This window comes from Kluyvera genomosp. 3 (genome assembly GCF_011765685.1).
Taxonomy (GTDB): domain Bacteria; phylum Pseudomonadota; class Gammaproteobacteria; order Enterobacterales; family Enterobacteriaceae; genus Kluyvera; species Kluyvera georgiana_A.
The window spans coordinates 2826780-2852859 of record NZ_CP050321.1; the positions used below are offsets into that span (position 1 = coordinate 2826780).

A 26080-nucleotide genomic window follows, 5' to 3' on the forward strand; every position below is an offset into this window, starting at 1 on the left:
ACACTTTGCAGATCAATCGAAAAAACAATGAAACTATGCGCCTGAATTTGTCACCTTTCCTGGCAGCGTTGGGGTTAATCTGCAGCCAGGCGATGGCCGCGCCGCAGCCGCTCGCCCCACCCCATGCCGACATTCGCGACAGCGGCTTTGTCTACTGCGTCAGCGGGCAGGTCAACACGTTTAACCCGCAAAAAGCCGGTAGCGGGCTGATTGTCGATACTCTCGCCGCCCAGCTCTATGACCGCCTGCTGGACGTCGACCCGTACACCTATCGTCTGGTGCCTGAGCTGGCGGAAAGCTGGGAAGTTCTGGATAACGGCGCAACCTACCGCTTCCACCTGCGCCCTAACGTACAGTTTCAAACCACCCGCTGGTTTAAGCCGTCGCGCGCGCTGAACGCCGACGACGTGGTATTTACCTTCGAGCGCATTTTCGATCGCCAGCATCCGTGGCATAACGTCAACGGCGGCGCGTTCCCCTATTTTGACAGCCTGCAGTTCGCCGACAGCGTGAAGAGCGTGCGCAAACTTGATAGCCACACGGTAGAGTTTCGCCTCAATCGTCCGGACGCCTCGTTCCTCTGGCATCTGGCGACCCACTACGCATCGGTGATGTCGGCGGAATACGCTAATCAGCTCACTAAACAGGATCGTCAGGAACAGCTCGACCGCCAGCCGGTGGGAACCGGGCCGTTCCAGCTCGACGAGTACCGCGCGGGGCAGTATATTCGCCTGCAACGCCATTCCGCCTTCTGGCGCGGCACGCCGCTGATGCCGCAGGTGGTGGTCGATTTGGGTTCCGGTGGCACCGGCAGGCTGTCCAAGCTGCTGACCGGCGAGTGTGACGTGCTGGCCTGGCCTGCCGCCAGCCAGCTCACCATTCTGCGCGACGACCCGCGCCTGCGCCTGACGCTGCGCCCGGGGATGAACATCGCCTATCTGGCCTTCAACACCGACAAGCCGCCGCTAAATAATCCGGAAGTGCGCCACGCGCTGTCGCTGGCGATTAATAATCAGCGTTTAATGCAGTCCATTTATTACGGCACCGCAGAAACCGCGGCCTCTATTTTGCCTCGCGCCTCCTGGGCTTACGATAACGAGGCTAAAATTACCGAATACAACCCGAAAGAAGCGCGTCGACGTTTACAGGCATTGGGGCTGGATAAGTTGACGCTGCGCCTGTGGGTGCCAACCAGCTCTCAGGCGTGGAACCCGAGCCCGCTGAAAACCGCCGAGCTCATTCAGGCGGACATGGCGCAGATTGGGGTGAAGGTGATTATCGTACCGGTAGAAGGCCGCTTCCAGGAAGCACGGCTGATGGACATGAACCATGACCTGACGCTCTCCGGCTGGGCCACAGACAGTAACGATCCGGACAGCTTCTTCCGTCCACTGCTGAGCTGCGCGGCCATTACCTCGCAGACCAACTTCGCCCACTGGTGTAACCGTGAGTTTGATAATGTGCTGCGCAAAGCGCTGGACTCGCAGCAGCTGGCCTCACGCATTGACGCCTACGATGAAGCCCAGCAAATTCTGGCGCGCGAGCTGCCGGTGCTGCCGCTGGCGTCTTCGCTACGCCTGCAGGCCTATCGTTACGATATTAAAGGGCTGGTGCTGAGTCCGTTTGGCAACACCTCATTCGCCGGCGTGTCGCGGGAAAAAGAAGAGAAGGTGCAAAAACCATGATTATTTTCACCCTTCGTCGCCTGTTATTGCTGCTGGTTACCCTCTTTTTCCTGACCTTTGTCGGCTTCAGCCTGAGCTATTTTACGCCGCACGCGCCGTTGCAGGGCGCGTCGCTGTGGAACGCCTGGGCCTTCTGGTTTGACGGCGTCATGCACTGGGATTTCGGCGTATCGAGCATTAACGGCCAGCCGATTTCCGAACAGCTGCGCGAAGTGTTTCCGGCAACCATGGAGCTGTGCATTCTGGCGTTTGGCTTTGCGCTGCTGATAGGCATTCCCGTTGGCATGCTGGCGGGCATCACCCGCAATAAATGGCAAGATAAAGTGATCAGCTTCTTCGCCCTGCTCGGCTTCTCGATTCCGATTTTCTGGCTGGCGCTGTTACTGACCCTTTTCTTCTCGCTGACCCTGGGCTGGCTGCCGGTTTCCGGGCGTTTCGATCTGCTGTATGAGGTGAAAAGCGTCACCGGCTTCGCGCTGATTGATGCCTGGCTCTCCGACTCGCCGTGGCGGCATGAAATGATTATGAGCGCTGTGCGCCATATGGTGCTGCCGGTGTTGACGCTGGCCGTCGCGCCCACCACCGAAGTGGTGCGCCTGATGCGTATCAGCACCATTGCGGTCTACGATACCAACTACGTGAAGGCAGCGGCCACGCGCGGCGTTTCGCGTCTGACCATTCTGCGTCGCCATGTGCTGCACAACGCGCTGCCGCCGGTGATCCCACGTCTGGGGCTGCAGTTCTCCACCATGCTGACCCTGGCGATGATCACCGAAATGGTCTTTAGCTGGCCGGGGCTGGGGCGCTGGATGATTAATGCCATTCGCCAGCAGGACTATGCGGCGATCTCCGCCGGAGTGATGGTGATTGGCGCGCTGGTGATCATTGTGAACGTGATATCCGATATTTTGGGTGCTATGGCTAACCCGTTGAAACATAAGGAATGGTATGCCTTACGATAGCGTCTACCTCGAGAAACGCCCGCCGGGTGCGCTGCGCACCGTGTGGCGCAAGTTCTATGGCGACACCACGGCGATGATTGGCCTGTACGGCTGCGCCGGGCTGGCGGTCGTGTGCATTCTGGGCGGCTGGTTTGCGCCCTACGGTATCGATCAGCAGTTCCTCGGCTATCAGCTTCTGCCGCCGTCATGGTCGCGCTACGGCGAAGTCTCTTTCTTTCTCGGTACCGACGATCTGGGGCGTGATGTGCTGAGCCGCCTGCTTAGCGGTGCCGCGCCCACCGTCGGCGGCGCGTTTGTTGTCACCCTCGCCGCCACCGCCTTCGGGCTGGTACTGGGCGCATTTGCGGGCTCAACCCGTGGCCTGCGTTCGGCGGTGCTGAACCATATTCTCGACACGCTGCTGTCAATTCCGTCGCTGCTGCTGGCGATTATCGTCGTCGCCTTTGCCGGGCCGCATCTCAGCCACGCGATGTTTGCCGTCTGGCTGGCCCTGCTGCCGCGCATGGTGCGTTCAATCTACAGCATGGTACACGACGAGCTGGAGCGTGATTACGTCATCGCCGCCCGCCTCGACGGGGCGACCACACTCAATATTCTGTGGTTTGCCATTCTGCCGAACATTGCCGCCGGGCTGGTCACCGAAATTACCCGCGCGCTATCGATGGCGATCCTTGATATCGCCGCGCTGGGTTTCCTCGATCTTGGCGCGCAGCTGCCGTCACCGGAATGGGGCGCGATGCTCGGCGATGCGCTGGAGCTTATCTATGTGGCGCCGTGGACGGTGATGCTGCCGGGCGCGGCAATCATGATTAGCGTGCTGCTGGTCAACCTGCTGGGCGACGGTATTCGCCGCGCCATTAACGCGGGGGTGGAGTAATGCCGTTACTTGATATACGCAATTTAACCATCGAATTTAAAACCAACGAAGGCTGGGTGAAGGCCGTTGACCGCGTCAGCATGACGCTGGCCGAAGGCGAAATTCGCGGCCTGGTGGGGGAATCCGGTTCAGGCAAAAGCCTGATCGCCAAAGCGATTTGCGGCGTCACCAAAGATAACTGGCGCGTCACCGCCGACCGTATGCGTTTTGACGATATCGACCTGCTGCGCCTGTCCAACCGCGAGCGGCGAAAACTGGTCGGCCACAACGTCTCCATGATTTTCCAGGAACCGCAGTCTTGTCTGGATCCTTCTGAACGCGTGGGCCTGCAGCTGATGCAGAACATTCCCGGCTGGACCTTCAAAGGCCACTGGTGGCAGCGTTTCGGCTGGCGCAAACGTCGCGCGATCGAGCTGCTGCACCGCGTCGGCATCAAGGATCACAAAGACGCGATGCGCAGCTTCCCGTATGAGCTGACCGAAGGCGAATGCCAGAAGGTTATGATTGCCATCGCGTTGGCTAACCAGCCGCGCCTGCTGATTGCCGATGAGCCAACCAACGCCATGGAACCGACCACCCAGGCGCAGATCTTCCGTTTGTTAACCGGCCTCAATCAGAATAACAACACCACCATCCTGCTGATTTCTCATGATTTGCAGATGCTGACCCACTGGGCGGATAAGATCAACGTGATGTACTGCGGGCAAACGGTAGAGACCGCGCCGAGCGAAGAGCTGGTGACCATCCCTCATCACCCGTATACCCAGGCGCTGATCCGCGCGATTCCGGACTTTGGCCGCTCAATGCCGCATAAAAGTCGCTTGAATACTCTTTCCGGCGCCATTCCCCTGCTGGAACAGCTGCCGATGGGCTGCCGTCTGGGGCCGCGTTGCCCGTACGCGCAGCGCAAATGTATTGAAACCCCGCGTCTGACGGGAGCGAAGAACCACCTGTTCGCCTGTCATTTCCCGCTGAATATGGAGAAAGAGTGACATGGTCGAAACGCTGCTTGAAGTGCGCAACCTGAGCAAAACCTTCCGCTACCGCACCGGCTGGTTCCATCGCCAGACGCTACAGGCGGTGAAGCCGCTGAGCTTTACCCTGCGTGAAAAGCAAACGCTGGCGATTATCGGCGAGAACGGTTCGGGCAAGTCGACGCTGGCCAAAATGCTGGCCGGGATGGTGGAACCGACCACCGGCGAACTGCTGATTGACGATCATCCGCTGGAGTTCGGCGACTACTCATTCCGTAGCCAGCGCATTCGCATGATTTTCCAGGACCCGAGCACCTCGCTGAACCCACGTCAGCGTATTTCGCAGATCCTTGATTTCCCGCTGCGTCTGAACACCGACCTTGAACCCGAGGCGCGACGTCAGCAGATTATCGATACCCTGCGCCTGGTCGGCCTGTTGCCCGACCACGTCAGCTATTATCCGCACATGCTGGCGCCGGGGCAGAAACAGCGTCTGGGCCTGGCGCGTGCGCTGATTTTGCGCCCGAAGGTCATTATCTGCGATGAAGCGTTGGCCTCGCTCGATATGTCGATGCGTTCGCAACTGGTAAACCTGATGCTCGAACTGCAGGAAAAACAGGGTATCTCGTATATTTACGTGACTCAGCATTTGGGCATGATGAAGCACATCAGCGACCAGGTGCTGGTGATGCACCAGGGGGAAGTGGTCGAGCGCGGCAGCACCGCCGACGTGCTGGCCTCCCCGCTGCACGACTTAACCAAACGGCTGATTGCCGGTCACTTTGGCGAGGCGCTGACCGCCGATGCCTGGCGTAAAGACCGCTGATCGCCGCAATCACCATCAAGAGAAGGATGATTACGCTATGGGTTTTCTTACTGGCAAACGTATCCTGATTACCGGTGTCGCCAGCAAACTGTCCATCGCCTACGGCATTGCCCAGGCGATGCACCGCGAAGGGGCCGAACTGGCGTTCACGTATCAGAACGACAAACTGAAAGGCCGCGTGGAAGATTTCGCCGCCTCGCTGGACTCGCACATTGTGCTGCCGTGCGACGTGGCGGAAGACGTGAGCATTGAAGCGCTGTTCAGCGAGCTGGTAAAAACATGGCCACAGTTTGACGGTTTCGTTCACTCGATTGGCTTTGCTCCCGCCGACCAGCTCGACGGCGACTACGTCAACGCGGTCACCCGTGAAGGCTTTAAAATCGCCCACGACATCAGCTCATACAGCTTCGTGGCGATGGCGAAAGCCTGCCGTGGGATGCTGAACCCCGGTTCAGCCCTGCTGACGCTTTCCTACCTCGGCGCAGAGCGCGCCATCCCCAACTACAACGTGATGGGCCTGGCGAAAGCGTCGCTGGAAGCTAACGTCCGCTATATGGCTAACGCCATGGGGCCGGAGGGGGTTCGCGTCAATGCTATCTCCGCAGGCCCGATTCGTACGCTGGCCGCCTCCGGTATAAAGGATTTCCGAAAAATGCTCGCCCATTGCGAAGCGGTTACGCCGATTCGTCGCACCGTGACCATTGAAGATGTTGGTAATTCCGCCGCGTTCCTGTGCTCAAACCTGGCCGCCGGTGTTTCCGGTGAAGTACTGCACGTTGACGGCGGCTTCAGCATTGCCGCCATGAACGAGCTGGAGCTGTAGCCCCGATTCCAGGCCAGATAAGCGCAGCGCCATCAGGCAAATTGGCGCATATTGCCGGATGGCGGCGTAAACGCCTTATCCGGCCTGGAGCCCCCTCCCGCCTTTGTTATTCCAGTCAGTTATTAATTATCGCCGAACAATATTTTCTCCCTCGTCACGCATGCGCCAGGATATTTATCCATAACGATCCGGCAACATCTCCTTCGACGCTGCTGGCTCGCCACCTTCAGATCAAGGAACTCCCATGGAGCCACGCCGCGTTTCCGGCAAAAACCACTGGTATCACGAGACCCAGTCGAGAACCCAACACAGCGACGTGATGCCGCTGGTTCCTGAAGCTGCGCACGTTGACGACCGTTTTTTACTCGACCTCGTCCTGCCTGATGCGCTGCTTAATGCCAATCAGTGCTGGCTGAACGCTGGCCGTAAGCTGGCTAATTTACTGTTCCCGGATGCCGTTCCGGTGAATCGTCTGCGCACGTTCAGCGATTACGACCGCCTGAGTACCGCCCTGACCGTGGCGCAGGTTTCCGGCGTTCAGCGGCTGTGTAACCACTATGCCGCGCGTCTCGCCCCTCTACAGGGGCCTGACTCATCGCGAGAAAGTAACCGTCGGCTGGCGCAAATGACCGAATACGCACGTCAGCTTGCCAGCTCGCCGTCCATCATCACCCCGCGTGCGCGCCAGCAACTGGACGGCGTAGGGCTCACGCTGCACGACATCATTCTGATTAATCAGATTGTGGGCTTTGTCGGCTTCCAGGCCCGTGTCGTCGCCCTCTTCCAGGCGCATCTGGGCTTTCCGGTGCGCTGGATCCCCGGCATGCCGGTGCAGGAGGATTCAGACGCCGATCGCTTTAATAATGAAAGCGCGCAGTGGCACACCGATCTGGAGGTTATCGAAGCCCACCAGGCCAACACCCCGCAGGGTGAAGCGCTCTCCCGCTGGCAAAATCTGCCAGAACTGAACGCGCTGGCGCCGGTGCTGGCGCACGAGGAGACGCTGTTGGCCGGGTTCGGCGAACTCCTGGATGCCCTGACGTTTACGCATCCGCTGCTGCCGCTGTCGGCGCTCATTCCCGCGCGCATCAACGGCAGCGTGAGCTGTTTCAACTACAACAGCGGATTATGGCAGGGCGCCAGCGGCCTACCCGAGGCGGTACGCAACGGTGAACGGGCGATTCTGGCGTGGAGCCACCATTTCCCCTGCGAACGCGCGCTCGCTCAGGCCACACAGTTACTGACCCGCGCGCCGGACCGCTTTAGCGCCGCGCAGCTGAACCCGCTTATTGAGCATGGGCTATCGACGCCTGACGCTATTACCCTGCTTACCTGGAGCGCATTGAGCGGTTGGTTAAATCGCCTGCACATCGCGCTCGGAGCCGCACAACAAGTTACGTAAAAGGTGAAACAGCGCTTGCTGCGTCCTATGGATTCGCGTAAAAATGACAGCCGCTCTTTTGGCCACGAAAATATATTGGACAACAAAAACAGCAACTTACAGTGGAGTGTGTAGGTTCTGTGTAGGAACCGTGTAGGAGTAGTATGCAGGTTTGCTTAAGTTATTCAAGAGCAGCTAAGCGCCGAAAGGCGCTAAACTACCCAATAGAGGATCTTCTCAAATCGAACCTGCAATTACAGAGCATGATAGGTAACATCTTTTAGCTCTTACATCCTTATACTTCTCCGTGAATATTGATGGGAGAAGAATTGGTGAAAATCAAGAGAATACTTACCCTAACATTTGTAACTATATTGTTAGGAGGTTGTACGCACGAAGAAAATGGTCCACATAGAGTCACTCAGATAGAACTGACAAAAGAAGATGTTAGTGAATTAAGCACTGGATATTTATTAGAATGTGCATCCAGTAATGGGTATTGGTTAGGCACAACTGTTTTCTACAATGACGGTACACATAGCTGTAAGCCCACTTTAAATGAAAAAATAAAGTCTGGTGAAATTACTCAACTTGATTTGCAATCCATCCAACAACAACAGCAATTTGAAGAAATGCAAGATTTACAAAGGCAATCAGAGCAATCAGCAGAAACCAGAGATAGAGCAAATGCAGTAAGACAATATATCATTGGTTCTAGTCTAGTTTGTCAAGAACACCCTTGGAGTTGCTAATAGTGAAAAGGGGATACCTTTCCCCTTATACTTATTACTATTATTCACATTCTTTCTTATTAAAATAATCTGATTCCATTCCATAAATCATACGCTGTAATTAAATTAAAGCTTGTTCTGCTTCCTCTAAACTTCCATGACCATACACTCTATTCTTTTCCCTTTTATATTGAATAGATATTTCATAAGTACCATCTTTATAATAAATACCTTTCGGGATGTAGTTACCATTTGAATCTAATCTAGGTTGGTATGAACACCGTTTAAGCCTTACTTTCTTTTCTTTCTGTTTTGCTTGACGAGATAGATTGTAGTTAAGAACATCTTCATTGTATTCTATAACATCTTCCAACCATTTCATTTCTTCCTCTTTAGTTAGAAAAATAGGTTCAGCCCTTGATTTAAACTCTCTGTTCAGAAGATAGTTATTCCTCTGTTTGATCTTTTCTGAAAGAATGAGTGTTTCAGGTTTAATTTTCTTTTCTATCCTTTCGTGCATCTCTAGCCATAAGCCTTGTTTAGCCATTTCTAAGCTCTCCTTAGCTGAATTGATACAAATACATTGCCTAACTAATTAAGCGCCACCTAAAAGGCTAGAGGGCTTCTGAGGGGCATTCATCGACTAACTCACCATTTACCAAAAACCACGGTTTAGTGTTTGTATGCCACCGTAAAGGATGAAGCCTGTCTCCTAGTATGCGCTGAAGTCTTTCAAACTGTTCTTCATAGGTAGAACATCCGTATTGAGTAGGAACAGATGCAAGATAAGCTTCCACCTTTTGCCAGTGATCTTCACGCCATTTGAATATGTTCCCGTTCTGGGTAAACCACTCACCTGAATGAATAACAGGCCATTCGTCTATGTAGCTTCCATGACTATTTTTCTTTTTAGCAACCATATATCACCATCCTTGTTTAATGAGCTCAAAACTGAGCGTATTAATATTCTGCTTTAGCTTCGTAAAGATGCCCGTCCCTAGACAAACGAGCATTAACTAAACGTTTAGTTAGTTCAGATAGCATTGCAGGAATATCACCTTTCCCATCTTCCCCGATGTAGTCTAGATGTTTAGCTACACGGCCTAAGCGACGGTACTCTTTATCATTTAAAGTAAAAGACATTTGAATCATTATTCAATAACCACCTTACCTTCATTATCCATTCCATAAATCCAAACAGATTGAGAACCATGAGCACCGTTTGGATGGCTATTTACATAGCCATATTTTTTAAGCTTACAATAAGCATCCATTATTTCATTAAACTCACAAGCTAGCTGTTTGCACAACTGTGAAAAGTAAATACAACAAACACTTTGTGGTTTTGTTTTAGAATAGTATGAGAACCAACTTTCAGTATTTAGAAAGATTAACTTATCAAAAGCACTTAGTCGTTTATCAGAGAAAATAGTTGAATAAGGTTTATTATAAAAGGACATTATCATCTCCATGATTGTTTAGAATAAAAAGAACACCAATAAACCAGATAGCTACCAAACTTAATGAGACACTGAGTTCAATCATTCTTTATTACCCTCCTTTCTAATAGGCCACATTCCTTTCTTGCGTAATTGTTCTGAAAACCAATAATCCAAATCTTCAAATGTACCAATTACATATCCTCTTTATCAAACGCACTATTTAAACTGTTAAGCCTAACAATCTCTTTAACTATTTCAACTTCAAGAACCAATTGATCATTATCTCTAATACCAAGCTCTTTACGTGCTTTCTGAATTGTTCGCAGATATGATTTTAAGTTCTCTATCTTGTTATGCATTACTCTTCCCCTTCCTTGATAACTGGTTTAAGGATAACTTTCATATTCATCACCTTAGCTACCATCCATAAATTAGCTAGTGAAGGATTGTTTTTTAATCTGCTAATATATTGACGATGAATTCCAGTTTCTTTCTGAAATCGATAGGCTGAACCATAACGTTGATATACCAGATTATATAAATTACTACATTGCTCTTCTAAATTCATAGACTGTTCTCCTTAGTGTATTAGTCAACGCTTAGGTACTATGAATAGTATGTGGAGTGTGTCTATGATGGATAGAACAAAGGCGACACAAGGCCGCCTTATAATGAAATGATTTTAATAATTACCATTATCAAATGAACACCAACCACCTTTATGATGACTGCCTGTTCCCCCATGTGGATGTTCCCCTCTAGGGCAAGCAGAGACACCACAGGCGACGCAGAGAAGAAGAACAGCTAGTAATGTTTTCATTTACCTTGCACCTCTGTGCAGTCATACACCTGATCACCGTGTGTCTCTAAAAGTCGATAGTTCATATCAACACCTTTCCCGCTTTTCTTGATTCTCGTTACGAAAACAAATTCTCGTTTGTCTGCATTGTTAACATTGTGGAAGCCTTCATTATCTAAAATGCTTCCGTCATACCCAAAGGCATAGTGATTTAAAGTAAGGCCATCGTTGCCATTAATCACTTCACTACTACCTCCAATAGTTTTCCCGTTCTCTACCACTCCGATAATGTTTTTATGAACACCATCTTCAATAAAGTCACTAGCTGCAACTACAGCGTATTGTTTCCCACATGAATAGACAGTGTGACTAGTAGCCATTGCCCCAAATGAAGCCAGTAAAGCACAAGTTAAGATTAGTTTTTTCATTTTAAAGAGAGTCTATTAAATTGTTCACGGCGGCATTCTGCGCACATTGGCTAACCATCAGAGGATGCATAGCTTCACATTCACGCTCTAGCTGATTGTTCTGATCAATCTGCTGTGACTTATAAGCGCTCTCTGCTGCTTCCTGCTGTGCTTTAGCTATCTTTTGTTGTCCACATACATATGCAGCTTGCTGAATCTGCTGTGCGTCCTCCTGTGCGTTCATGCGCCCCATGTTTTCACGGTAGATCATTTCTTTGTGGTTAGGTTCATAAAGCATGTTTGAATCACCGCAGGCAGGCTGCCATTCAGTCACGAATTGCATTATCTTTTCATTTGATGATTCAGCCGCTTCATCCTGTAATTCAGTAGCACACCCTGTGAGCGTGGAGAGGACACACGCTATGATGATTAATCGTTTCATTTATTCACTCACTCGCAAGTGTAAACATGCTTATGTTGATCTTGAATGCTTGTGCTTCCATTGTTGCCAACGATTAGCGCATACACTCTAGGAGACGGATATTTAATTTCTTTGTAGAAGTAAACCTTTTGCCCGTCGATCTTTTTCACCTGATTAAGGCTATAGTAATCAGATTGAATCTCTATATTTTGCGGGAAGTCATAGCCGCTAACCTCTAATATATCTCCATTGCTAGTGCTGCATTCTAGATTCACATTCCCGCGCATAGTGTTTGAATCATACGTGCCTACATTTGAAGCCATAGCGCTGAATGAAGCACATGCTGTTAAAGCAATAACTAATTTTTTCATCCCATCCTCTTAAAAAATAAAAATATTATATTATTAACTATTGTTTGTAATCTTTCTCTAAGATTTCATTTAATTTATCTGTATCATCCCATCCCTTATCCCTAATAGAGATATAATTCAAAGCTCCTTCTCTTTCTCTAAATCGATTATAGTTCCAAGCCTCCTCATCTCCTAAAGGATCAATTGTATGTGTTTTCCCAGCATCTTCTATTTCATTGGCAATGTTATATGCTAGGCTTCTTACGTTGTGTTCTATCTTAGCCACATCAGTGTAGATACCAGACATTTTCTGATGGGTTTGAATAACATGATAAAGCAATGCATTAAACTTGCTTTCAAAATTACCATCAAAAACATCCAAATCTAATTTATCTAGCTTCTCTTCCATCTCTCGTAATTTATCATTGCACTGCTCAAGATCTTCTGTTACGTAATGAATCTTGTTGCTCAAATTAACATACCGAGAGTGACTTACTTCATTTAAAGATTGTGCTAAAGATTCACTACGATGAATGGAGTAAATTAACAGAACTATTATCACAGCTAAAATGAAATAACTAATGTACATTGTATCCTCCATAAAAGAACACTTTGTCACATGGCCTGATTATCTTCTTAGCTCATAGTGTTATCCACTTCTTACAGAAACATTTTCTTTGATCTTACGACGAATAGAAACATATAGAAGTATGTCGTCGTAATGATTATTACCAGTCAATCTACTCTCAAGCGTTCACATTACAGCGGCTAACATGCCACATAACCTATGATGTCCATCATATGTGTCAATCAATGTTATACATCTTGTTCGTCATAAATGAATTGTATTTATAGCTGTATTTATAATTGAAGTCTCAGTTACCTCCCACAAACATTCCCGTCAAGCTATGTTAACTATCAAACTATTCCTACACGTTTCCTACACACACTACTACACTGTTATGCATATCCCACTGATATTAATAACTTTCTCTGTTTTACCTATCAAAACATTTACCAAAACACCTATCCATTCTTTCTACACACAATGTATGTACGGATTCTCTCAGGCTCTTCTGAGACGTTATAAATAACATGGGGTGCATTTGTATTAGGCAAGAGAGATCGTTCGTTCTAGCTCGTTACAGGGCTTCTACGAGAGACATATAGATAATATTTCAAACAGAATATATGAATGGGATACTTAATGTACCCCTATCCCCCCTTTTTGGGAAAATTAAGAGTTACGCTCCACACCCTCAAGCAAAATTTTAAAAATCTCAAAATAAGTTGTCATCTATAGCTGTCAATCTTAGCGGTCACCTTCTGTAGTACTTGTGAGCTAACAAACTAAAGGAGGGATATAAAATGGCAGTTGATGTTCGTATCTCCCACAGAAAGAAAGTGAATCGCCACGGATAACCTAGACACTTCTGAGTCGTTGATAATATAGGTTTTCATATTCAACTGGTGGCATCTGCTCGCTCGAACCATGCCGACGCTTACTGTTATAAAATATTTCGATGTAATCAAAAATATCGCTTCTGGCTTCGTCTCTAGTTCCGTAGATCTTTTTCTTAATCCGTTCGCGCTTCAGTAGCTGGAAAAAGCTTTCCGCAATCGCATTGTCGTGGCAGTTTCCGCGACGGCTCATGCTGCCTTCCAGACCGTGTGATTTCAGGAACGACTGCCACTCATGGCTCGTGTACTGACTGCCCTGATCAGAGTGAACCAGTACCTGCTTTTGAGGATTACGCCTCCACACCGCCATAAGTAATGCGTTCAGGACAATCTCTTTTGTCATTCGGGGTTGCATTGACCAGCCGATAACTTTTCGGGAGAACAGGTCAACCACCACGGCCAGATACAACCAGCCTTCGTGGGTTCGTATGTAGGTTATGTCCGTAACCCAACGTTCATCAGGTGCTTCCGGGTTGAACTGCCGCTGGAGCTTGTTGGGCGTCACAATACTGGCTTCACCTTTACGCGCCCGTGGACTTCGGTATCCGACCTGAGCCTTTATCCCCACACGTTGCATCAACCGCCAGACTTTGTTTACACCGCATTGTTGCCCGGAATCCCGCAGATCGAGATAGATCTTGCGATAGCCATAAACACAGCCCGACTCCAGCCAGAACTGCTTAATATGTCCCGTCAGCTTCAGGTCAGCATGAAACCGTCGTGAATGTGGCTGCTTAAGCCAGGCGTAAAACCCACTCGGATGCACATCCAGCACCTGGCAGAGCAGGCGGACAGGCCAGCAACGATTGTTGTCACGGATAAAGGCATACCTCAGTCGGACAGCTTTGCGAAGTACGCCGCGGCTTTTTTTAATATATCCCGTTCGTCAGTAACCCGCTTTAACTCCTTCTGGAGTCGGCGGATCTCGGCCTGAGCATCTGACTGTTCATTATTAGTGGAAGAATCCGGACCGTACTTCTTTATCCAGGCGTAAAGGCTGTGGGTGGTGATATCGAGATGAGTTGCAACGCTGGAAACAGAATGACCACGATCAACAACCTGTTTGACTGCTTCAATTTTAAACTCTTCAGGATAACGCTTACCGCTCATGGGCACCTCTCTTTAAGTCATCTTAAATGACTCTGGGGTGTCTGTTAAACCCGTGGCGATTCATTTAGCCTCTTCAAATGAATGTTTAACAGCCTCAAATGAGGCTACAGAAGGGAGCAATTCTTCTTGGGGTGTGGTAACAGTTGGATTGAACATCTTTCTGCAAGCATCTATTTTTTCTTCCCTGATAAGAAAATCCCGATAGTGTTTTAGATGTTGCTGTAGCTCGTTAGGAACCATACCTATAGGTTGGCATTCAAGGAATTTGATAGTTATTGAGGCTGCTCTACTCCTTCCCACTTGATAGTCATGGGTTAGTAGAGAGATTGATAGGGTTGTTCCAGAGTAACGTTTACGCCATGTAAAGCCGTTCTTCTCCATGTAGGAAGTGTGAAGGATCTGTGTAGGAAAATTTGTAGAAATAGTGGTCATCACAATTTTCTCTTGAAACCGTAACTATTTGTAAAAACCACCGTAAGCCTTGTCATTACTGGCTTGCTGCGTCCAAACACCACTTGCTAACCAAGTGCTATTCGCGTAAAAATGACAGCCGCTCTTTTGGCCACGAAAATAGATCAATATGCTTCAGGACAACCCGCTGCTTGCGCAGCTAAAACAGCAACTCCATTCCCAAACGCCCCGCGCGGAAGGGGTCGTCAAAGCCACGGAAAAAGGTTTCGGTTTCCTCGAAGTCGACGCACAGAAAAGCTACTTTATTCCGCCGCCGCAGATGAAAAAAGTGATGCACGGCGACCGTATTATTGCGGTGATCCACTCTGAACGCGAAAAAGAGAGTGCAGAGCCGGAAGAACTGGTCGAGCCGTTCCTGACCCGCTTTGTGGGCAAGGTGCATCGTAAGGACGATCGTCTGTCTATCGTGCCTGACCATCCGCTGTTGAAAGACGCCATTCCTTGCCGCGCCGAACGCGGCGTAACGCATGATTTTAAAGAGGGTGACTGGGCCGTTGCTGAAATGCGCCGTCATCCGCTGAAAGGCGATCGCAGCTTCTACGCCGAGCTGACCCAATTCATCACCTTTGGTGACGACCACTTTGTGCCATGGTGGGTTACCCTCGCCCGTCACAACCTGGAAAAAGAAGCGCCGAACGGCGTCGCCACCGAGATGCAGGACGAAGGCCTTGAGCGCCGCGATCTCACCGCGCTGGACTTTGTCACCATCGACAGCGCCAGCACCGAAGATATGGACGATGCGCTGTACGTGGAAGAAGCCGCCGATGGCAAGCTGCTGCTGACCGTCGCCATCGCCGATCCTACCGCCTGGATCGTGGAAGGCAGCAAGCTGGACAACGCCGCGAAAATTCGCGCGTTTACCAACTATTTGCCGGGCTTCAACATTCCGATGCTGCCGCGCGAGCTGTCTGACGACCTCTGTTCGCTGCGCGCTAACGTGGTGCGCCCGGTGCTTGCCTGCCGCATGACGCTGGCCGCCGATGGCACCATCGAAGACAACATTGAGTTCTTTGCCGCCAGTATCGAGTCGAAAGCCAAGCTGGTGTACGACGACGTCTCCAACTGGCTGGAGAACACCGGTAGCTGGCAGCCGCAGAGCGAAGCAATCGCACGCCAAATTACCCTGCTGCAGCGCGTATGCCAGGCACGTAGCGAATGGCGTCAAACCCACGCGCTGGTGTTTAAAGACCGTCCTGACTACCGTTTTGTGCTGGGTGAGAAAGGCGAAGTGCTGAATATCGTCGCCGAGCCGCGCCGCATTGCTAATCGCATCGTTGAAGAGTCAATGATTGCGGCGAACATCTGCGCTGCTCGCGTGCTGCGCGATAAACTCGGTTTCGGCGTTTATAACGTCCACACCGGGTTCGCGCCGGATAACACTGAAGCGTTGGCGGCCCTGCTGAAAACGCATGATGTGCACGTCGATCCGCAAGAGGTGCTGACGCTGGCCGGTTTCTGCAAGCTACGCCGCGAGCTGGACGCACAGCCATCTGGCTTCCTCGACAGCCGTATCCGTCGCTTCCAGTCATTCGCTGAAATCAGCACCGAGCCGGGTCCGCACTTTGGTTTAGGTCTTGAGGCCTACGCCACCTGGACCTCACCGATTCGTAAGTATGGCGATATGATTAACCATCGTCTGCTGAAGGCGGTGATCAAAGGTGAAAGCGCCTCACGTCCGCAGGATGACATAACCGTGCAGATGGCCGAACGCCGTCGCCTGAACCGCATGGCAGAACGCGACGTCGCTGACTGGCTGTATGCGCGCTACCTGAGCCCAATGGCAGGTACAGAGACGCGCTTTGCCGCTGAGATTATCGATATCAGCCGCGGCGGTATGCGCGTGCGCCTGGTCGATAACGGCGCGGTCGCCTTTATTCCAGCGCCGTTCCTGCACGCCGTGCGCGACGAGCTGGTCTGCAGCCAGGAGAGCGGCACCGTGCAGATCAAAGGCGAAGTGGTCTATAAGGTCACCGACGTCATTGATGTCACCATCGCGGAAGTCCGCATGGAGACGCGCAGCGTGATTGCCCGCCCAGCCGCGTAATCTTCGCCAAACGGCCCCTTTCGGGGCCGTTTTTTTTATCTACTGCTCACCGACTCTCTTTTTTCTCAGCGAAAAAGCCGAAAAACGTTCACACTGAATACCATGGCATCCGCACGCAGATGGACGAGAGGAAGGTATGGTCAAGTCTCTGGCACAAAATCTGCTCGACCCAAACTCCAGCGAAACCAGCCTCTACTGGCGTTTGTCGCGTGCCGAACCGACGCTGCTTTTAGGGACGGATCCCGATGCGAATGCCGACTTTGCCGTTCCGTTAAGTGACGAAAACGCCAGCCGTATTCGCGCCATGAGCGTCACCACGTCCAGCATCGCCCTGAATATTCAGCTTAACGGCTACGACGTCCCTCTGCATTTAATTGGCCGCAAGGTCAGTGGTACCGAATGGGCCGGTACCGCGTCTTCGTGGTTTGATACCTCTTCCGTCGCTCGCGATCTGTTACAAGGCCTGCTGTTTGCCGAACAGGTGGTATCGGAAGCCAACGCCGTGATCGTCATTCTCGACAGAGAAGGCAAAATTCAGCGCTTCAACCGCTTATGCGAAGAGTATACCGGCCTCAAAGAACAGGACGTCATCGGCAAAACGGCGTTCGAATTGTTTATGTCGGCCCCGGAAGCCGCAGCGGCGCGGGAAAACGTCAGCCGTTTTTTTACCAACGGCGGGCCGTATGAAGTTGAACGCTGGATCAAAACGCGTAAAGGCTCACGCCTGTTTTTATTTCGCAACCGCTTTGTGCACAGCGGCAGCGGCAAAAACGAGATCTTTCTCATCTGTTCCGGAACCGATATTACCGAGGAACGCAAAGCCCAGGAACGCCTGCGGGTGCTGGCCAATACTGACACCATTACTGGCCTGCCCAATCGGCACGCGATCAATGAACTGATTGGCCGCGCGATGGATAACCGTCAGGGCGACCATCAGGTGGGTCTTGTCTATTTCGACCTCGACAACTTCAAGAAGGTGAATGATGCCTACGGCCACGTCTTTGGCGACCAGCTGTTGCAGTCTGTCGCGCTGTCGATTTTAAGCTGTCTGGAAGACGGCCAGACGCTGGCGCGGCTCGGTGGCGACGAGTTTATCGTCCTGGCGGTGAATACCTCGCAATGCGCGCTGGAGGCGATGGCGTCACGGGTGCTGACCCGCCTACGCGATCCGTTTCGTATCGGCCTGATTGAGGTCTACAGCGGCTGTTCACTCGGCATTTCGCTCGCACCGCAGCACGGGGAAGACCGTGAGAGCCTGATTCGCAATGCCGACACCGCGATGTACACCGCGAAAGAAAAAGGCCGCGGACGCTTCAGCGTCTTTTCCCCCGAAATGAATCAGCGGGTGTTCGAATATCTGTGGCTGGATACTAACCTGCGCAAAGCACTGCAAAGCGATCAACTGGTCGTCCATTATCAGCCCAAAGTGGCGCTAAACGGCGAAATTCAGAGTCTGGAAGCGCTGGTACGGTGGAATTCGCCGGAGCGCGGGTTAATTCCGCCGCTCGACTTTATCTCTTACGCCGAAGAATCCGGGCTGATTGTGCCGCTGGGGCGCTGGGTCATGCTTGAAGCCATCCGTCAGTTGGCTTACTGGCGAGACCGCGGTATTCATCTGCGCGTGGCCGTCAACGTTTCGGCGCGGCAGTTGGTCGATCAATCCATTTTTAGCGACCTTAAACAGGCGCTAAAGGCTCAACACTTTTCTGAATGCCCGATAGATATTGAGCTGACCGAAAGCTGCCTGATTGATAATGCTGACCAGGCTCTGGAGGTCATTCAACAGTTTCGCTCGCTCGGCGCGCAGATTCACCTCGACGATTTCGGTACCGGCTATTCGTCGCTGTCGCAGTTGGCCCGTTTCCCCATCGATACTATCAAGCTGGACCATAGTTTTGTGCATCATGTGCATAAACAGTCGGTTTCCCAGTCGCTGGCGCTGGCGATTATTGCCGTCGCCCGTGCGCTTAATCTGCGCATTATTGCCGAAGGGGTGGAGGATGCTGACGACGACGCATTCCTGGTGCAAAATGGCGTTGACGAGCGGCAAGGCTACTATTTTGCCCGCCCTATGCCCGCTGCCGAACTGGAACGCTGGCTGGAGGCGCGTCAGGGGTTATAAGGTAAGCCTTTTTTTCACTTCTCTTTTGTCTGTAAATTTTGCATCATTGATTTCAATCGAATTTATCAACAGGATCCCACCATGTCCGAGCTCGATGCGCGTCAGGTAGCCCAACGTATTGATACCGTATTGGATATTCTGGTCGGCGGTGACACCCACTCCGCCATCAACAATCTGGAAATATTAAAAGCAGAACTGCTGGCTCACGCCGCGGACGAACGCGACAACAGAACAGGTCAGCCTAAATCCCCGTGGGAAATCTGACGTCCTTTGCCCAGCGAACAGCGGTGCTCAGCCTGACAGCCGCCTTCGCGTAGAGAAATTGATCGATTTATTATGAATGCCCGACAGCAAACAATTTTACAACTGGTCATCGATAAAGGCCGCATGAGCGTTGCCGACCTGGCAAAAATGACCGGCGTTTCGGAAGTGACAATTCGTCAGGATCTGAATCTGCTGGAGAAACAGAGCTATTTGCGGCGTACTCATGGTTACGCGGTCCCGCTGGATAGCGAAGACGTTGAAACGCGCATGATGAACAACTTCGCTCTCAAGCGCGAGCTGGCCGAGTTTGCCGCTTCGTTGGTGCAGCCCGGCGAAACGGTGTTTATCGAAAACGGCAGCAGCAATGCCCTGCTGGCGCGTGCGCTGGCGACGCAACCAGACATCACCATTATCACCGTCAGCAGCTATATCGCCCATCTGCTGAAAGAGACGCCGGGAGAAGTGATTCTGCTGGGCGGCATTTATCAGAAGAAAAGTGAAAGCATGGTTGGCCCGCTGACGCGTCAGTACATTCAGCAGGTACACTTCAGCAAAGCATTTATCGGTATCGACGGCTGGCAGCCGGAAACCGGGTTTACCGGCCGCGACATGATGCGCGCAGATATCGTCAACGCGGTACTGGAGAAAGGTAGCGAAGCGATTGTCCTGAGCGACAGTTCGAAATTCGGCGCCATTCATCCGTATGCACTGGGGCCGATGAACCAGTTCAGCCGGGTGATTACTGACGATAATCTGGCAACGGAAAAGCAGCTACAGCTTGAGCAGTCCGGTTTGACTGTGAATATTGTGCCACGTCCCTGATTGACTCAACCCGGTGTGTCGCCGCATCGGGTTTCTTGTTTCCCCTTCCCGCCTCGCTATGAGAGTTTTCCGACCCCGGAATTAAGACTTTTTACCTGTCAGCGACATCACAAAATCGTAAAATTAATGTTAGCGATATAACAGGAAGTAACTATCACTTACGTGACTTTTAGCAATAAAATTTACAACCTGCGCAACAAGCTTCACAGGAGAAACCTCTGGCAATGGCTATACTTAAGGTGCTCTTCCGTGAATAGAATATTCAGGAGAAATAAAATGACTTCAATGAGCAAGAAAATGGCTGCCGCGATGGTAGCAGTAACGCTGGTCATGTCGCTGAGCGCATGTTCTAACTGGTCCAAACGCGATCGTAATACCGCGCTGGGCGCCGGTGCAGGTGCCATCGGTGGCGCTGTGTTAACCGACGGTAGCGCGCTGGGTACTCTGGGCGGTGCGGCGGTCGGTGGGATCATCGGCCACCAGGTTGGTAAATAAGCTAATTCAGAAAGATTATCAGGGCCCCGACAATGTTCGGGGCCCTTTTCATTGGTCGTTTGGCAATCTGACCAGGAGGACGCCTTAACCGCCTGCCAGCTTCACCTTCATACCTTTTGCTTCCAGCAGCGTTTTCAGCAGGTCGCGTTTGTCACCCTGAATTTCAATCACGCCATCTTTCAACGCGCCGCCGCAGCCGCATTTTTTCTTCAGCTCAGCCGCTAGTTTCGCCAGCGCGTCGTCATCCAGATCAATCCCGGTAATCAGGCATACGCCCTTTCCTTTACGCCCGCTGGTTTGACGTTGAATGCGTACGATGCCATCCCCCCTGGGGCGCTCCGCAACGGCTTTAGGTTCGTCAATACGCCCGGTTTCCGTGGAATAAACCAGACGGCTGTTAGAATCGCTCATTACGCCCCCAGATTTAATGATGCGTTAATGTCGCGCAGCGTCTGCGCCGGATCGGCAGACTGAGTCACCGGACGACCAATAACCATATAGTCAACGCCCGCCGCCAGTGCCTGCTCCGGCGTCATGATACGGCGCTGATCGCCCGCCGCGCTGCCCGCCGGACGAATCCCCGGCGTCACCAGTTTGAACGCCTGCCCCAGCTCCTGCTTGAAGCGAACCGCTTCCTGTGCCGAGCAAACCACGCCATCCAGGCCGCAGTTTTTGGTCAATGCCGCCAGCTTCGCCGCGTAATCCGCCGGCGCCAGGGTAATGCCCAGATCCTGCAAATCGCTGGATTCCATGCTGGTCAGCACGGTGACCGCAATCAGCAGCGGCGCGTCGTTACCAAAGGGCACCAGCGCTTCACGCGCGGCGGTCATCATCCGCGCGCCGCCGGAGGCATGCACGTTTACCATCCACACGCCGAGATCGGCCGCTGCCGCAACCGCGTGCGCCGTTGTGTTTGGAATATCGTGGAATTTCAGGTCCAGGAAGATATCAAAACCGCGCTGCTGTAAATCACGCACCAGCTGCGGGCCAAACAGCGTAAACATCTCTTTGCCGACTTTCAGGCGGCAATCGCGCGGGTCGATACGGTCAACGAAGGCCAACGCCTTGTCGCGATTATCATAGTCGAGGGCGACAACAACGGGAGAAGATGTGGTAACACGAGAAGAAGATGAAGCAACGGACATGACTGGACCTTCTTGTTGATGGGCACGCGCGGTGCAGAAAAGGTAAACGGGCAGCATTCTACCTGCGTGACCCCGCAGGCACAATGGCAGAGGCGGCAACGGTTGGGGAAATTAAAGGATGTTGTAACTAAGTGGATAGTTTTTTATAAATTACTGACCATCAAGTCCGCGAATCGGTTTAATGGTCGACCACGCGCGGCACGACGGGCAGTGCCAGTACAGCGTATAGGCCGTAAAACCACATTTCTGACAGCGGTAGCGCGGTTTGCTGCGCACCTGTTCACCAACCATATCGCGTAGCACCATCAGGCTCTCTTTCGCGCGCCCTTCTTCCGCTTCGTTAAGATGGTAGTCCATCAGTTTGTGGAACACGCGCATCGTGGGATGACGCTGGAGCTGGCGGGTGACGTAGGTTTGCGCCGCGTCACCGCCTTTGCTCTGCTCAACCACCTGCGCCAGCATCAGTTCTGCCGTCGCACCGGTGTTTTCTTCCACACAGCGCTGAAGGAAATGTTCCCACTCCTTCTCTTTACCCAACTGTTGATAGCAGGTTTGCAGCATTTCCAGCGTTTCGCTGACCAGCTCTTTATCCTGGTCAATCACCCGTAGCAGGCTGTCCATCGCTTTGGCGTAATCACCTTTCGCCATCCACGCTCGCCCCATCATAATAGAGACGCGAGCGCTGGAAGGGTCCGCCGCCGCACCGCGTTTGAGCAGCGACATGGCTTTATCCAGCTCGTCGTTACCCATCTGCTGAAGCGCCAGTTCGCACCAGAAATGCGCGATTTCGCCACGATGCTTATCTTTACCCAGCTTCACCAGGCGTTCGGCGGTATCAATCGCCTTCTGCCAGTCGCTGGTCGCCTGATAGATTTGCAGAAGCTGCTGAAGCGCGCTGATACGAAAATCGGTTTCGTCGACCAGTTGGTTGAACATGTCTTCCGCCCGATCGTACAGCCCGGCGGCCATATAGTCGCGGCCAAGCTGTTGTACCGCCAACAGGCGCTGGTCGTAAGTGAGAGAGGCGCTTTCCATCAGCGTCTGGTGAATGCGGATAGCCCGGTCAACCTCGCCGCGCGAGCGGAACAAATTGCCCAGGGTCAGGTGCGCTTCCACGGTACCGGTGTCCTCTTTGAGCATATCGAGGAACAGGTCAACCGCTTTATCCTGCTGGTTGCTTAAAAGAAAGTTCACCCCTGCCACGTAATCACGTGACAAGCGGTTCGCTTCGTCCTGTTTGGACTGTTGCGCACTTCTGCGGCCCATATACCAACCGTAGGCGGCGGCGACGGGTAAAAGCAGAAACAACAACTCCAGCATAGATGATTATTCCTTCGCCGCCGGAACTTCCGGCGCTACCGTAGTGGCCGTCTCAGGGGCAAGTTGATGTTCCAGACGTTTGATTTTACGTTCGGCACGCAGCAGCGAAACGCGCACGCGCAGCCAGAACAGGCCGCAGACCAGCCAGCCAATGGCGAAGCCCACGGCAAACAGCACCGCCAGCAGCGTTGAAATTCGGAATTCACCCTGTGCCAACAGATAATTGAAGGTCACAAGCTGATCGTTTTGCGCACCCAGCGTCACTGAGATGACGAAAATCGCTAACACCAATAAAAAAATGAGTAGGTATTTCACATTACTTCCCGTTATGCGGCTTCTGCAGTGTCGACACAGCACCTAGCCTTATAAAATAACATCTTCACCGCGACGACGAAATGGAAAAGCGTTCCGCAAGCCTTAGATCTGTGGGTTAGCGTGCGGGAAATCAACCCTTTTCCCCTTTTCATCGTATCGCGCCCTGTTTTTATGTCTCTTTTTTCCACGGTCCACAGTACCGCACCGCCAGCCAGCTGGCGAGCGTCGCCAGCAGCCACGACATGACCGTTGCCATCATCAGGTCCAGCGGCCAGTGCATTCCCAACAGCAGGCGACTGCCCATCACCGTGACCGCCCAGGCCATCAGGAATGCCACCGCCAACGCCCGACGACGCGACCACAGCAACCCAACCGCCAGCAGTGCCCAGGTTGCGGCAAACATGGTGTGCCCGGACGGAAAGGCAAAACCGGTCTCTTTTTGCCAGTGATGACGCAAAAAACCCGGTATATCATGCTGTTGTGCCAGCTGTTCTTTCACCAGCGCCGAACGTTCGCCCCGCTTTAAAGTGTAGAACTGCTCGACCGGAATTTGCTGTGTTTTTTCCAGCCAGATAACAAACGGTCGCGGCTCTTGTACCACCCCTTTAACCAGCGATTTTGCGCCCTGCCCCAGAAGCACCGCCGCGCTGAGAATGATCGCCAGGATGATTGCCCCACGAAGGCGTGGCCTTAGCGCCCAGAGAAACAACGCACACAGCAGCAGATGAGTGATAATTCCCCACGGCTGGGTGACCGTTTCCGTCACCGCATACAGCGCCTGAAGCCACCAGCCGCTCGGCCCCGGCAGCCACTGCCAGCCGGAGAGCCAGACCGTCAATGGCATCAGTAAAAGCAGGATGGCGCCAATAAGCGTTCGTCGGGCGATGGTCGACATTTTTCTTCCTTTTTTCAACGAGGTTACCGCGCGAAAACCTCATAAATGTTCAATTTTGTGCGCTTTAACGGCGGTCACCCGCGCACGATTAGGTGAAGTAAAGCACGTTGTGGCAAAATAAGGAAAACAGAAGGCGTCGCTGACGCTAACATAATCTGGAGAATCACATGCAGCTTAAACGTGTGGCAGAAGCCAAACTGCCAACCCCCTGGGGCGATTTCCTGATGGTGGGCTTTGAAGAACTGGCAACCGGGCACGATCACGTCGCACTGGTTTTTGGTGATATTACCGGGCAAACGCCGGTGCTGTCGCGGGTACACTCGGAATGTTTAACCGGCGACGCGCTGTTTAGCCTGCGCTGTGATTGTGGTTTCCAGCTTGAGGCCGCGCTGTCGCACATTGCGGAAGAAGGTCGTGGGATTCTGCTTTATCATCGTCAGGAAGGCCGTAACATTGGCTTGCTGAATAAAATTCGCGCCTACGCACTGCAGGATCAGGGCTACGATACCGTGGAGGCCAACCACCAGCTCGGTTTTGCCGCCGACGAACGCGACTTCACCCTGTGTGCCGATATGTTCAAACTGCTGGGCGTCGACGCGGTGCGTCTGCTGACCAACAACCCGAAAAAAGTCGAAATTCTGACCGAGGCGGGCATCAATATTGTGGAACGTGTGCCGCTGATTGTTGGGCGTAACCCGAAAAATGCCCACTATCTCGACACCAAAGCGGCGAAAATGGGGCATCTGCTGAGTAAGTAATGCCGTGGTTGCCGTTTTGCTTTAAAACGGCAACCTTTTCCTGCCTTACAGCGAGATATTCTGCTCGCTCTGCGCATCAAAGATGTGACACTTCTCCATCTCAAAACGGAACCAGACCTGGCTATGCAGGCCAGCGTCGAGAATCCCTTTAGCCTCGTCCGAGGGCATCCGCGCCGTCATCTCAAATTCGCCGACCTGTAGATAGAGGAAGAATTCGTGCCCCATATTTTCCGCGCGAATCAGCGTCCCGCGTCCACAGCCCTGAGCAAACGGCTGAGTGGAGACGGTAACATATTCCGGACGAATGCCGAAAAAGACGTCTTTATCAACGTAGTTTGCCACTTTACTCTGCTGCTGGGCGCTCAGAGGCAGTGTGTCATGGCCCACAGTAATATGCAGGCCGTCGTCTTTTATGACGATTTTCGCCGGTTTGATGTTCATTTCCGGCGCGCCGATAAAGCCAGCCACAAACATATTTTGCGGATAATGGTATAGGTTGTCCGGGGTATCTACCTGCATGATGTGGCCAAGCTTCATCACGCAGATACGGTCGCCCATGGTCATCGCTTCGGTCTGATCGTGGGTAACGTAAACGGTGGTGGCCGGCTTGCCGGATTTCTTCAGCTGCTTGTGCAGGTCGGAAATACGGATACGCATGGAGGCACGCAGCTTGGCATCGAGGTTAGACAGCGGTTCATCGAACAGGAACACGTCCGGCTTTTTCACAATCGCGCGGCCTACGGCCACACGCTGTGCCTGACCACCGGAGAGCTGACGCGGCAGACGGTCCAGCAGTTCTTCCAGCTCGAGGATTTTCGCCGCTTCGTTCACCTGGGCGTCGATCTGATCTTTCGGCATTTTGCTCAGCTTCAGGCCAAACGCCAGGTTCTCACGCACGGTCATGTGCGGGTACAGCGCGTAGTTCTGGAACACCATTGCAATCCCACGCTCTTTCGGCGCGAGGTTGTTGACGATCTTCTCACCGATGCGCACTTCGCCGCCGCTGATGGTTTCCAGGCCAGCCAGCATACGCAGAGTGGTGGATTTGGCGCAGCCGGACGGACCGACGATAACCATAAACTCCCCTTCTGCGATTGAAAGGTCGATACCATGTACCGCTTTGAAGCCGTTGGAGTACACTTTTTCCAGTTTGTTAAAAATCACTTCAGCCATGATATTT

Annotated in this window: 32 protein-coding genes; 14 read left to right on the forward strand and 18 right to left on the reverse strand. The window is 52.1% G+C overall.

The window, feature by feature from the left end; translation table 11 throughout:
• Positions 1–35: 35 nt before the first annotated feature.
• The 8 genes from sapA to GY169_RS13320 all read left to right on the forward strand — a co-directional run bounded on the left by sapA (position 36) and on the right by GY169_RS13320 (position 8280).
• Positions 36–1685, forward strand: a complete 1650-nt coding sequence (gene sapA, locus GY169_RS13285; RefSeq protein WP_064545956.1) for an ABC transporter substrate-binding protein SapA — start codon at positions 36–38, stop codon at positions 1683–1685.
• The gene (sapB, locus tag GY169_RS13290) at positions 1682–2647 is read left to right on the forward strand and encodes a putrescine export ABC transporter permease SapB (protein WP_064545958.1); all 966 of its coding nucleotides are present in this window, start codon (positions 1682–1684) and stop codon (positions 2645–2647) included. Before sapA ends, sapB begins: the two co-directional genes overlap by 4 nt.
• A complete protein-coding gene (gene sapC, locus GY169_RS13295; protein ID WP_064545959.1) occupies positions 2634–3524 on the forward strand; it encodes a putrescine export ABC transporter permease SapC in 891 nt (296 codons plus the stop codon). Before sapB ends, sapC begins: the two co-directional genes overlap by 14 nt.
• A complete protein-coding gene (gene sapD, locus GY169_RS13300) occupies positions 3524–4516 on the forward strand; it encodes a putrescine export ABC transporter ATP-binding protein SapD (RefSeq protein WP_163448933.1) in 993 nt (330 codons plus the stop codon). The genes sapC and sapD overlap by 1 nt, the downstream gene beginning before the upstream one ends.
• A gap of 1 nt (position 4517) precedes the next feature.
• On the forward strand, positions 4518–5324 hold the full coding sequence (gene sapF / locus GY169_RS13305) for a putrescine export ABC transporter ATP-binding protein SapF (RefSeq protein ID WP_064545963.1): 807 nt from the start codon (positions 4518–4520) through the stop codon (positions 5322–5324).
• A gap of 37 nt (positions 5325–5361) precedes the next feature.
• Positions 5362–6147: an enoyl-ACP reductase FabI gene (fabI, locus tag GY169_RS13310; RefSeq protein ID WP_167576033.1), complete on the forward strand. Its 786-nt coding sequence runs from the start codon at positions 5362–5364 to the stop codon at positions 6145–6147.
• Positions 6148–6391: 244 nt separating this feature from the next.
• On the forward strand, positions 6392–7549 hold the full coding sequence (locus tag GY169_RS13315; protein ID WP_167576034.1) for a CMD domain-containing protein: 1158 nt from the start codon (positions 6392–6394) through the stop codon (positions 7547–7549).
• A gap of 296 nt (positions 7550–7845) precedes the next feature.
• Positions 7846–8280: a hypothetical protein gene (locus GY169_RS13320; RefSeq protein ID WP_167576035.1), complete on the forward strand. Its 435-nt coding sequence runs from the start codon at positions 7846–7848 to the stop codon at positions 8278–8280.
• A gap of 100 nt (positions 8281–8380) precedes the next feature.
• Here the strand turns inward: GY169_RS13320 and GY169_RS13325 are convergent, their stop codons facing one another.
• The 12 genes from GY169_RS13325 to GY169_RS13380 all read right to left on the reverse strand — a co-directional run bounded on the left by GY169_RS13325 (position 8381) and on the right by GY169_RS13380 (position 14681).
• Positions 8381–8806, reverse strand: a complete 426-nt coding sequence (locus tag GY169_RS13325; RefSeq protein ID WP_167576036.1) for a hypothetical protein — start codon at positions 8804–8806, stop codon at positions 8381–8383.
• Between the two features lie 67 nt (positions 8807–8873).
• A complete protein-coding gene (locus tag GY169_RS13330; protein ID WP_167576037.1) occupies positions 8874–9179 on the reverse strand; it encodes a hypothetical protein in 306 nt (101 codons plus the stop codon).
• A 40-nt stretch (positions 9180–9219) separates the two neighbouring features.
• Positions 9220–9411, reverse strand: coding sequence for a hypothetical protein (locus GY169_RS13335; RefSeq protein WP_167576038.1), 192 nt, complete (start codon positions 9409–9411; stop codon positions 9220–9222).
• The gene (locus GY169_RS13340) at positions 9411–9719 is read right to left on the reverse strand and encodes a hypothetical protein (RefSeq protein ID WP_167576039.1); all 309 of its coding nucleotides are present in this window, start codon (positions 9717–9719) and stop codon (positions 9411–9413) included. The genes GY169_RS13335 and GY169_RS13340 overlap by 1 nt, the downstream gene beginning before the upstream one ends.
• A 173-nt stretch (positions 9720–9892) precedes the next feature.
• Entirely contained in the window at positions 9893–10060 is a 168-nt protein-coding gene (locus GY169_RS13345; RefSeq protein WP_167576040.1) for a hypothetical protein, read from the reverse strand.
• A complete protein-coding gene (locus GY169_RS13350) occupies positions 10060–10269 on the reverse strand; it encodes a helix-turn-helix domain-containing protein (protein ID WP_167576041.1) in 210 nt (69 codons plus the stop codon). Before GY169_RS13350 ends, GY169_RS13345 begins: the two co-directional genes overlap by 1 nt.
• A gap of 248 nt (positions 10270–10517) precedes the next feature.
• Positions 10518–10928 carry a hypothetical protein gene (locus GY169_RS13355; protein WP_167576042.1) on the reverse strand — a complete coding sequence of 137 codons (411 nt, stop codon included), beginning with the start codon at positions 10926–10928 and terminating at the stop codon, positions 10518–10520.
• Position 10929: 1 nt separating this feature from the next.
• Positions 10930–11349, reverse strand: coding sequence for a hypothetical protein (locus tag GY169_RS13360; RefSeq protein ID WP_167576043.1), 420 nt, complete (start codon positions 11347–11349; stop codon positions 10930–10932).
• Between the two features lie 8 nt (positions 11350–11357).
• The gene (locus GY169_RS13365) at positions 11358–11699 is read right to left on the reverse strand and encodes a hypothetical protein (RefSeq protein WP_167576044.1); all 342 of its coding nucleotides are present in this window, start codon (positions 11697–11699) and stop codon (positions 11358–11360) included.
• A 37-nt stretch (positions 11700–11736) separates the two neighbouring features.
• Positions 11737–12267 (reverse strand): hypothetical protein, encoded by a 531-nt coding sequence (locus GY169_RS13370; protein ID WP_167576045.1) that lies wholly within the window; start codon positions 12265–12267, stop codon positions 11737–11739.
• 834 nt (positions 12268–13101) lie between these two features.
• A protein-coding gene (locus GY169_RS13375) for an IS3 family transposase (RefSeq protein ID WP_167576046.1) occupies positions 13102–14249 on the reverse strand; the annotation gives its coding sequence in 2 pieces (ribosomal slippage) (positions 13102–14012 and positions 14012–14249; 1149 coding nt in all).
• A 60-nt stretch (positions 14250–14309) separates the two neighbouring features.
• Positions 14310–14681 (reverse strand): hypothetical protein, encoded by a 372-nt coding sequence (locus tag GY169_RS13380; protein WP_167576047.1) that lies wholly within the window; start codon positions 14679–14681, stop codon positions 14310–14312.
• 148 nt (positions 14682–14829) lie between these two features.
• Between GY169_RS13380 and GY169_RS13385 the strand changes: the two genes are divergently transcribed.
• The 5 genes from GY169_RS13385 (at position 14830) to osmB (ending at position 20467) form a co-directional block, all read left to right on the forward strand.
• On the forward strand, positions 14830–16764 hold the full coding sequence (locus tag GY169_RS13385; RefSeq protein ID WP_167576048.1) for an exoribonuclease II: 1935 nt from the start codon (positions 14830–14832) through the stop codon (positions 16762–16764).
• Positions 16765–16900: 136 nt separating this feature from the next.
• On the forward strand, positions 16901–18886 hold the full coding sequence (gene pdeR, locus GY169_RS13390) for a cyclic di-GMP phosphodiesterase (RefSeq protein ID WP_167576049.1): 1986 nt from the start codon (positions 16901–16903) through the stop codon (positions 18884–18886).
• A gap of 81 nt (positions 18887–18967) precedes the next feature.
• Positions 18968–19150 (forward strand): hypothetical protein, encoded by a 183-nt coding sequence (locus GY169_RS13395; RefSeq protein ID WP_163448928.1) that lies wholly within the window; start codon positions 18968–18970, stop codon positions 19148–19150.
• 72 nt (positions 19151–19222) lie between these two features.
• Entirely contained in the window at positions 19223–19972 is a 750-nt protein-coding gene (locus tag GY169_RS13400) for a DNA-binding transcriptional regulator YciT (protein WP_163448927.1), read from the forward strand.
• A 276-nt stretch (positions 19973–20248) separates the two neighbouring features.
• The gene (gene osmB / locus GY169_RS13405; protein WP_064545993.1) at positions 20249–20467 is read left to right on the forward strand and encodes an osmotically-inducible lipoprotein OsmB; all 219 of its coding nucleotides are present in this window, start codon (positions 20249–20251) and stop codon (positions 20465–20467) included.
• 84 nt (positions 20468–20551) lie between these two features.
• On the opposite strand, the gene yciH is transcribed toward osmB, so the two are convergent.
• The 5 genes from yciH to pgpB form a co-directional block, all read right to left on the reverse strand.
• Positions 20552–20878, reverse strand: a complete 327-nt coding sequence (yciH, locus tag GY169_RS13410) for a stress response translation initiation inhibitor YciH (RefSeq protein WP_163448926.1) — start codon at positions 20876–20878, stop codon at positions 20552–20554.
• Entirely contained in the window at positions 20878–21612 is a 735-nt protein-coding gene (gene pyrF / locus GY169_RS13415) for an orotidine-5'-phosphate decarboxylase (RefSeq protein ID WP_191091005.1), read from the reverse strand. Before pyrF ends, yciH begins: the two co-directional genes overlap by 1 nt.
• A gap of 150 nt (positions 21613–21762) precedes the next feature.
• Complete coding sequence (gene lapB, locus GY169_RS13420; protein WP_163448924.1) at positions 21763–22932, reverse strand: lipopolysaccharide assembly protein LapB; 1170 nt, start codon at positions 22930–22932, stop codon at positions 21763–21765.
• A gap of 6 nt (positions 22933–22938) precedes the next feature.
• The gene (locus GY169_RS13425; RefSeq protein WP_163448923.1) at positions 22939–23247 is read right to left on the reverse strand and encodes a LapA family protein; all 309 of its coding nucleotides are present in this window, start codon (positions 23245–23247) and stop codon (positions 22939–22941) included.
• 169 nt (positions 23248–23416) lie between these two features.
• The gene (pgpB, locus tag GY169_RS13430) at positions 23417–24142 is read right to left on the reverse strand and encodes a phosphatidylglycerophosphatase B (protein WP_167576051.1); all 726 of its coding nucleotides are present in this window, start codon (positions 24140–24142) and stop codon (positions 23417–23419) included.
• 167 nt (positions 24143–24309) lie between these two features.
• Here pgpB and ribA point away from each other — a divergent pair, with 167 nt between their 5' ends.
• Positions 24310–24900, forward strand: coding sequence for a GTP cyclohydrolase II (gene ribA / locus GY169_RS13435; protein ID WP_035896308.1), 591 nt, complete (start codon positions 24310–24312; stop codon positions 24898–24900).
• Between the two features lie 45 nt (positions 24901–24945).
• On the opposite strand, the gene GY169_RS13440 is transcribed toward ribA, so the two are convergent.
• Positions 24946–26073: an ABC transporter ATP-binding protein gene (locus GY169_RS13440; protein ID WP_163448921.1), complete on the reverse strand. Its 1128-nt coding sequence runs from the start codon at positions 26071–26073 to the stop codon at positions 24946–24948.
• Positions 26074–26080: the final 7 nt, after the last annotated feature.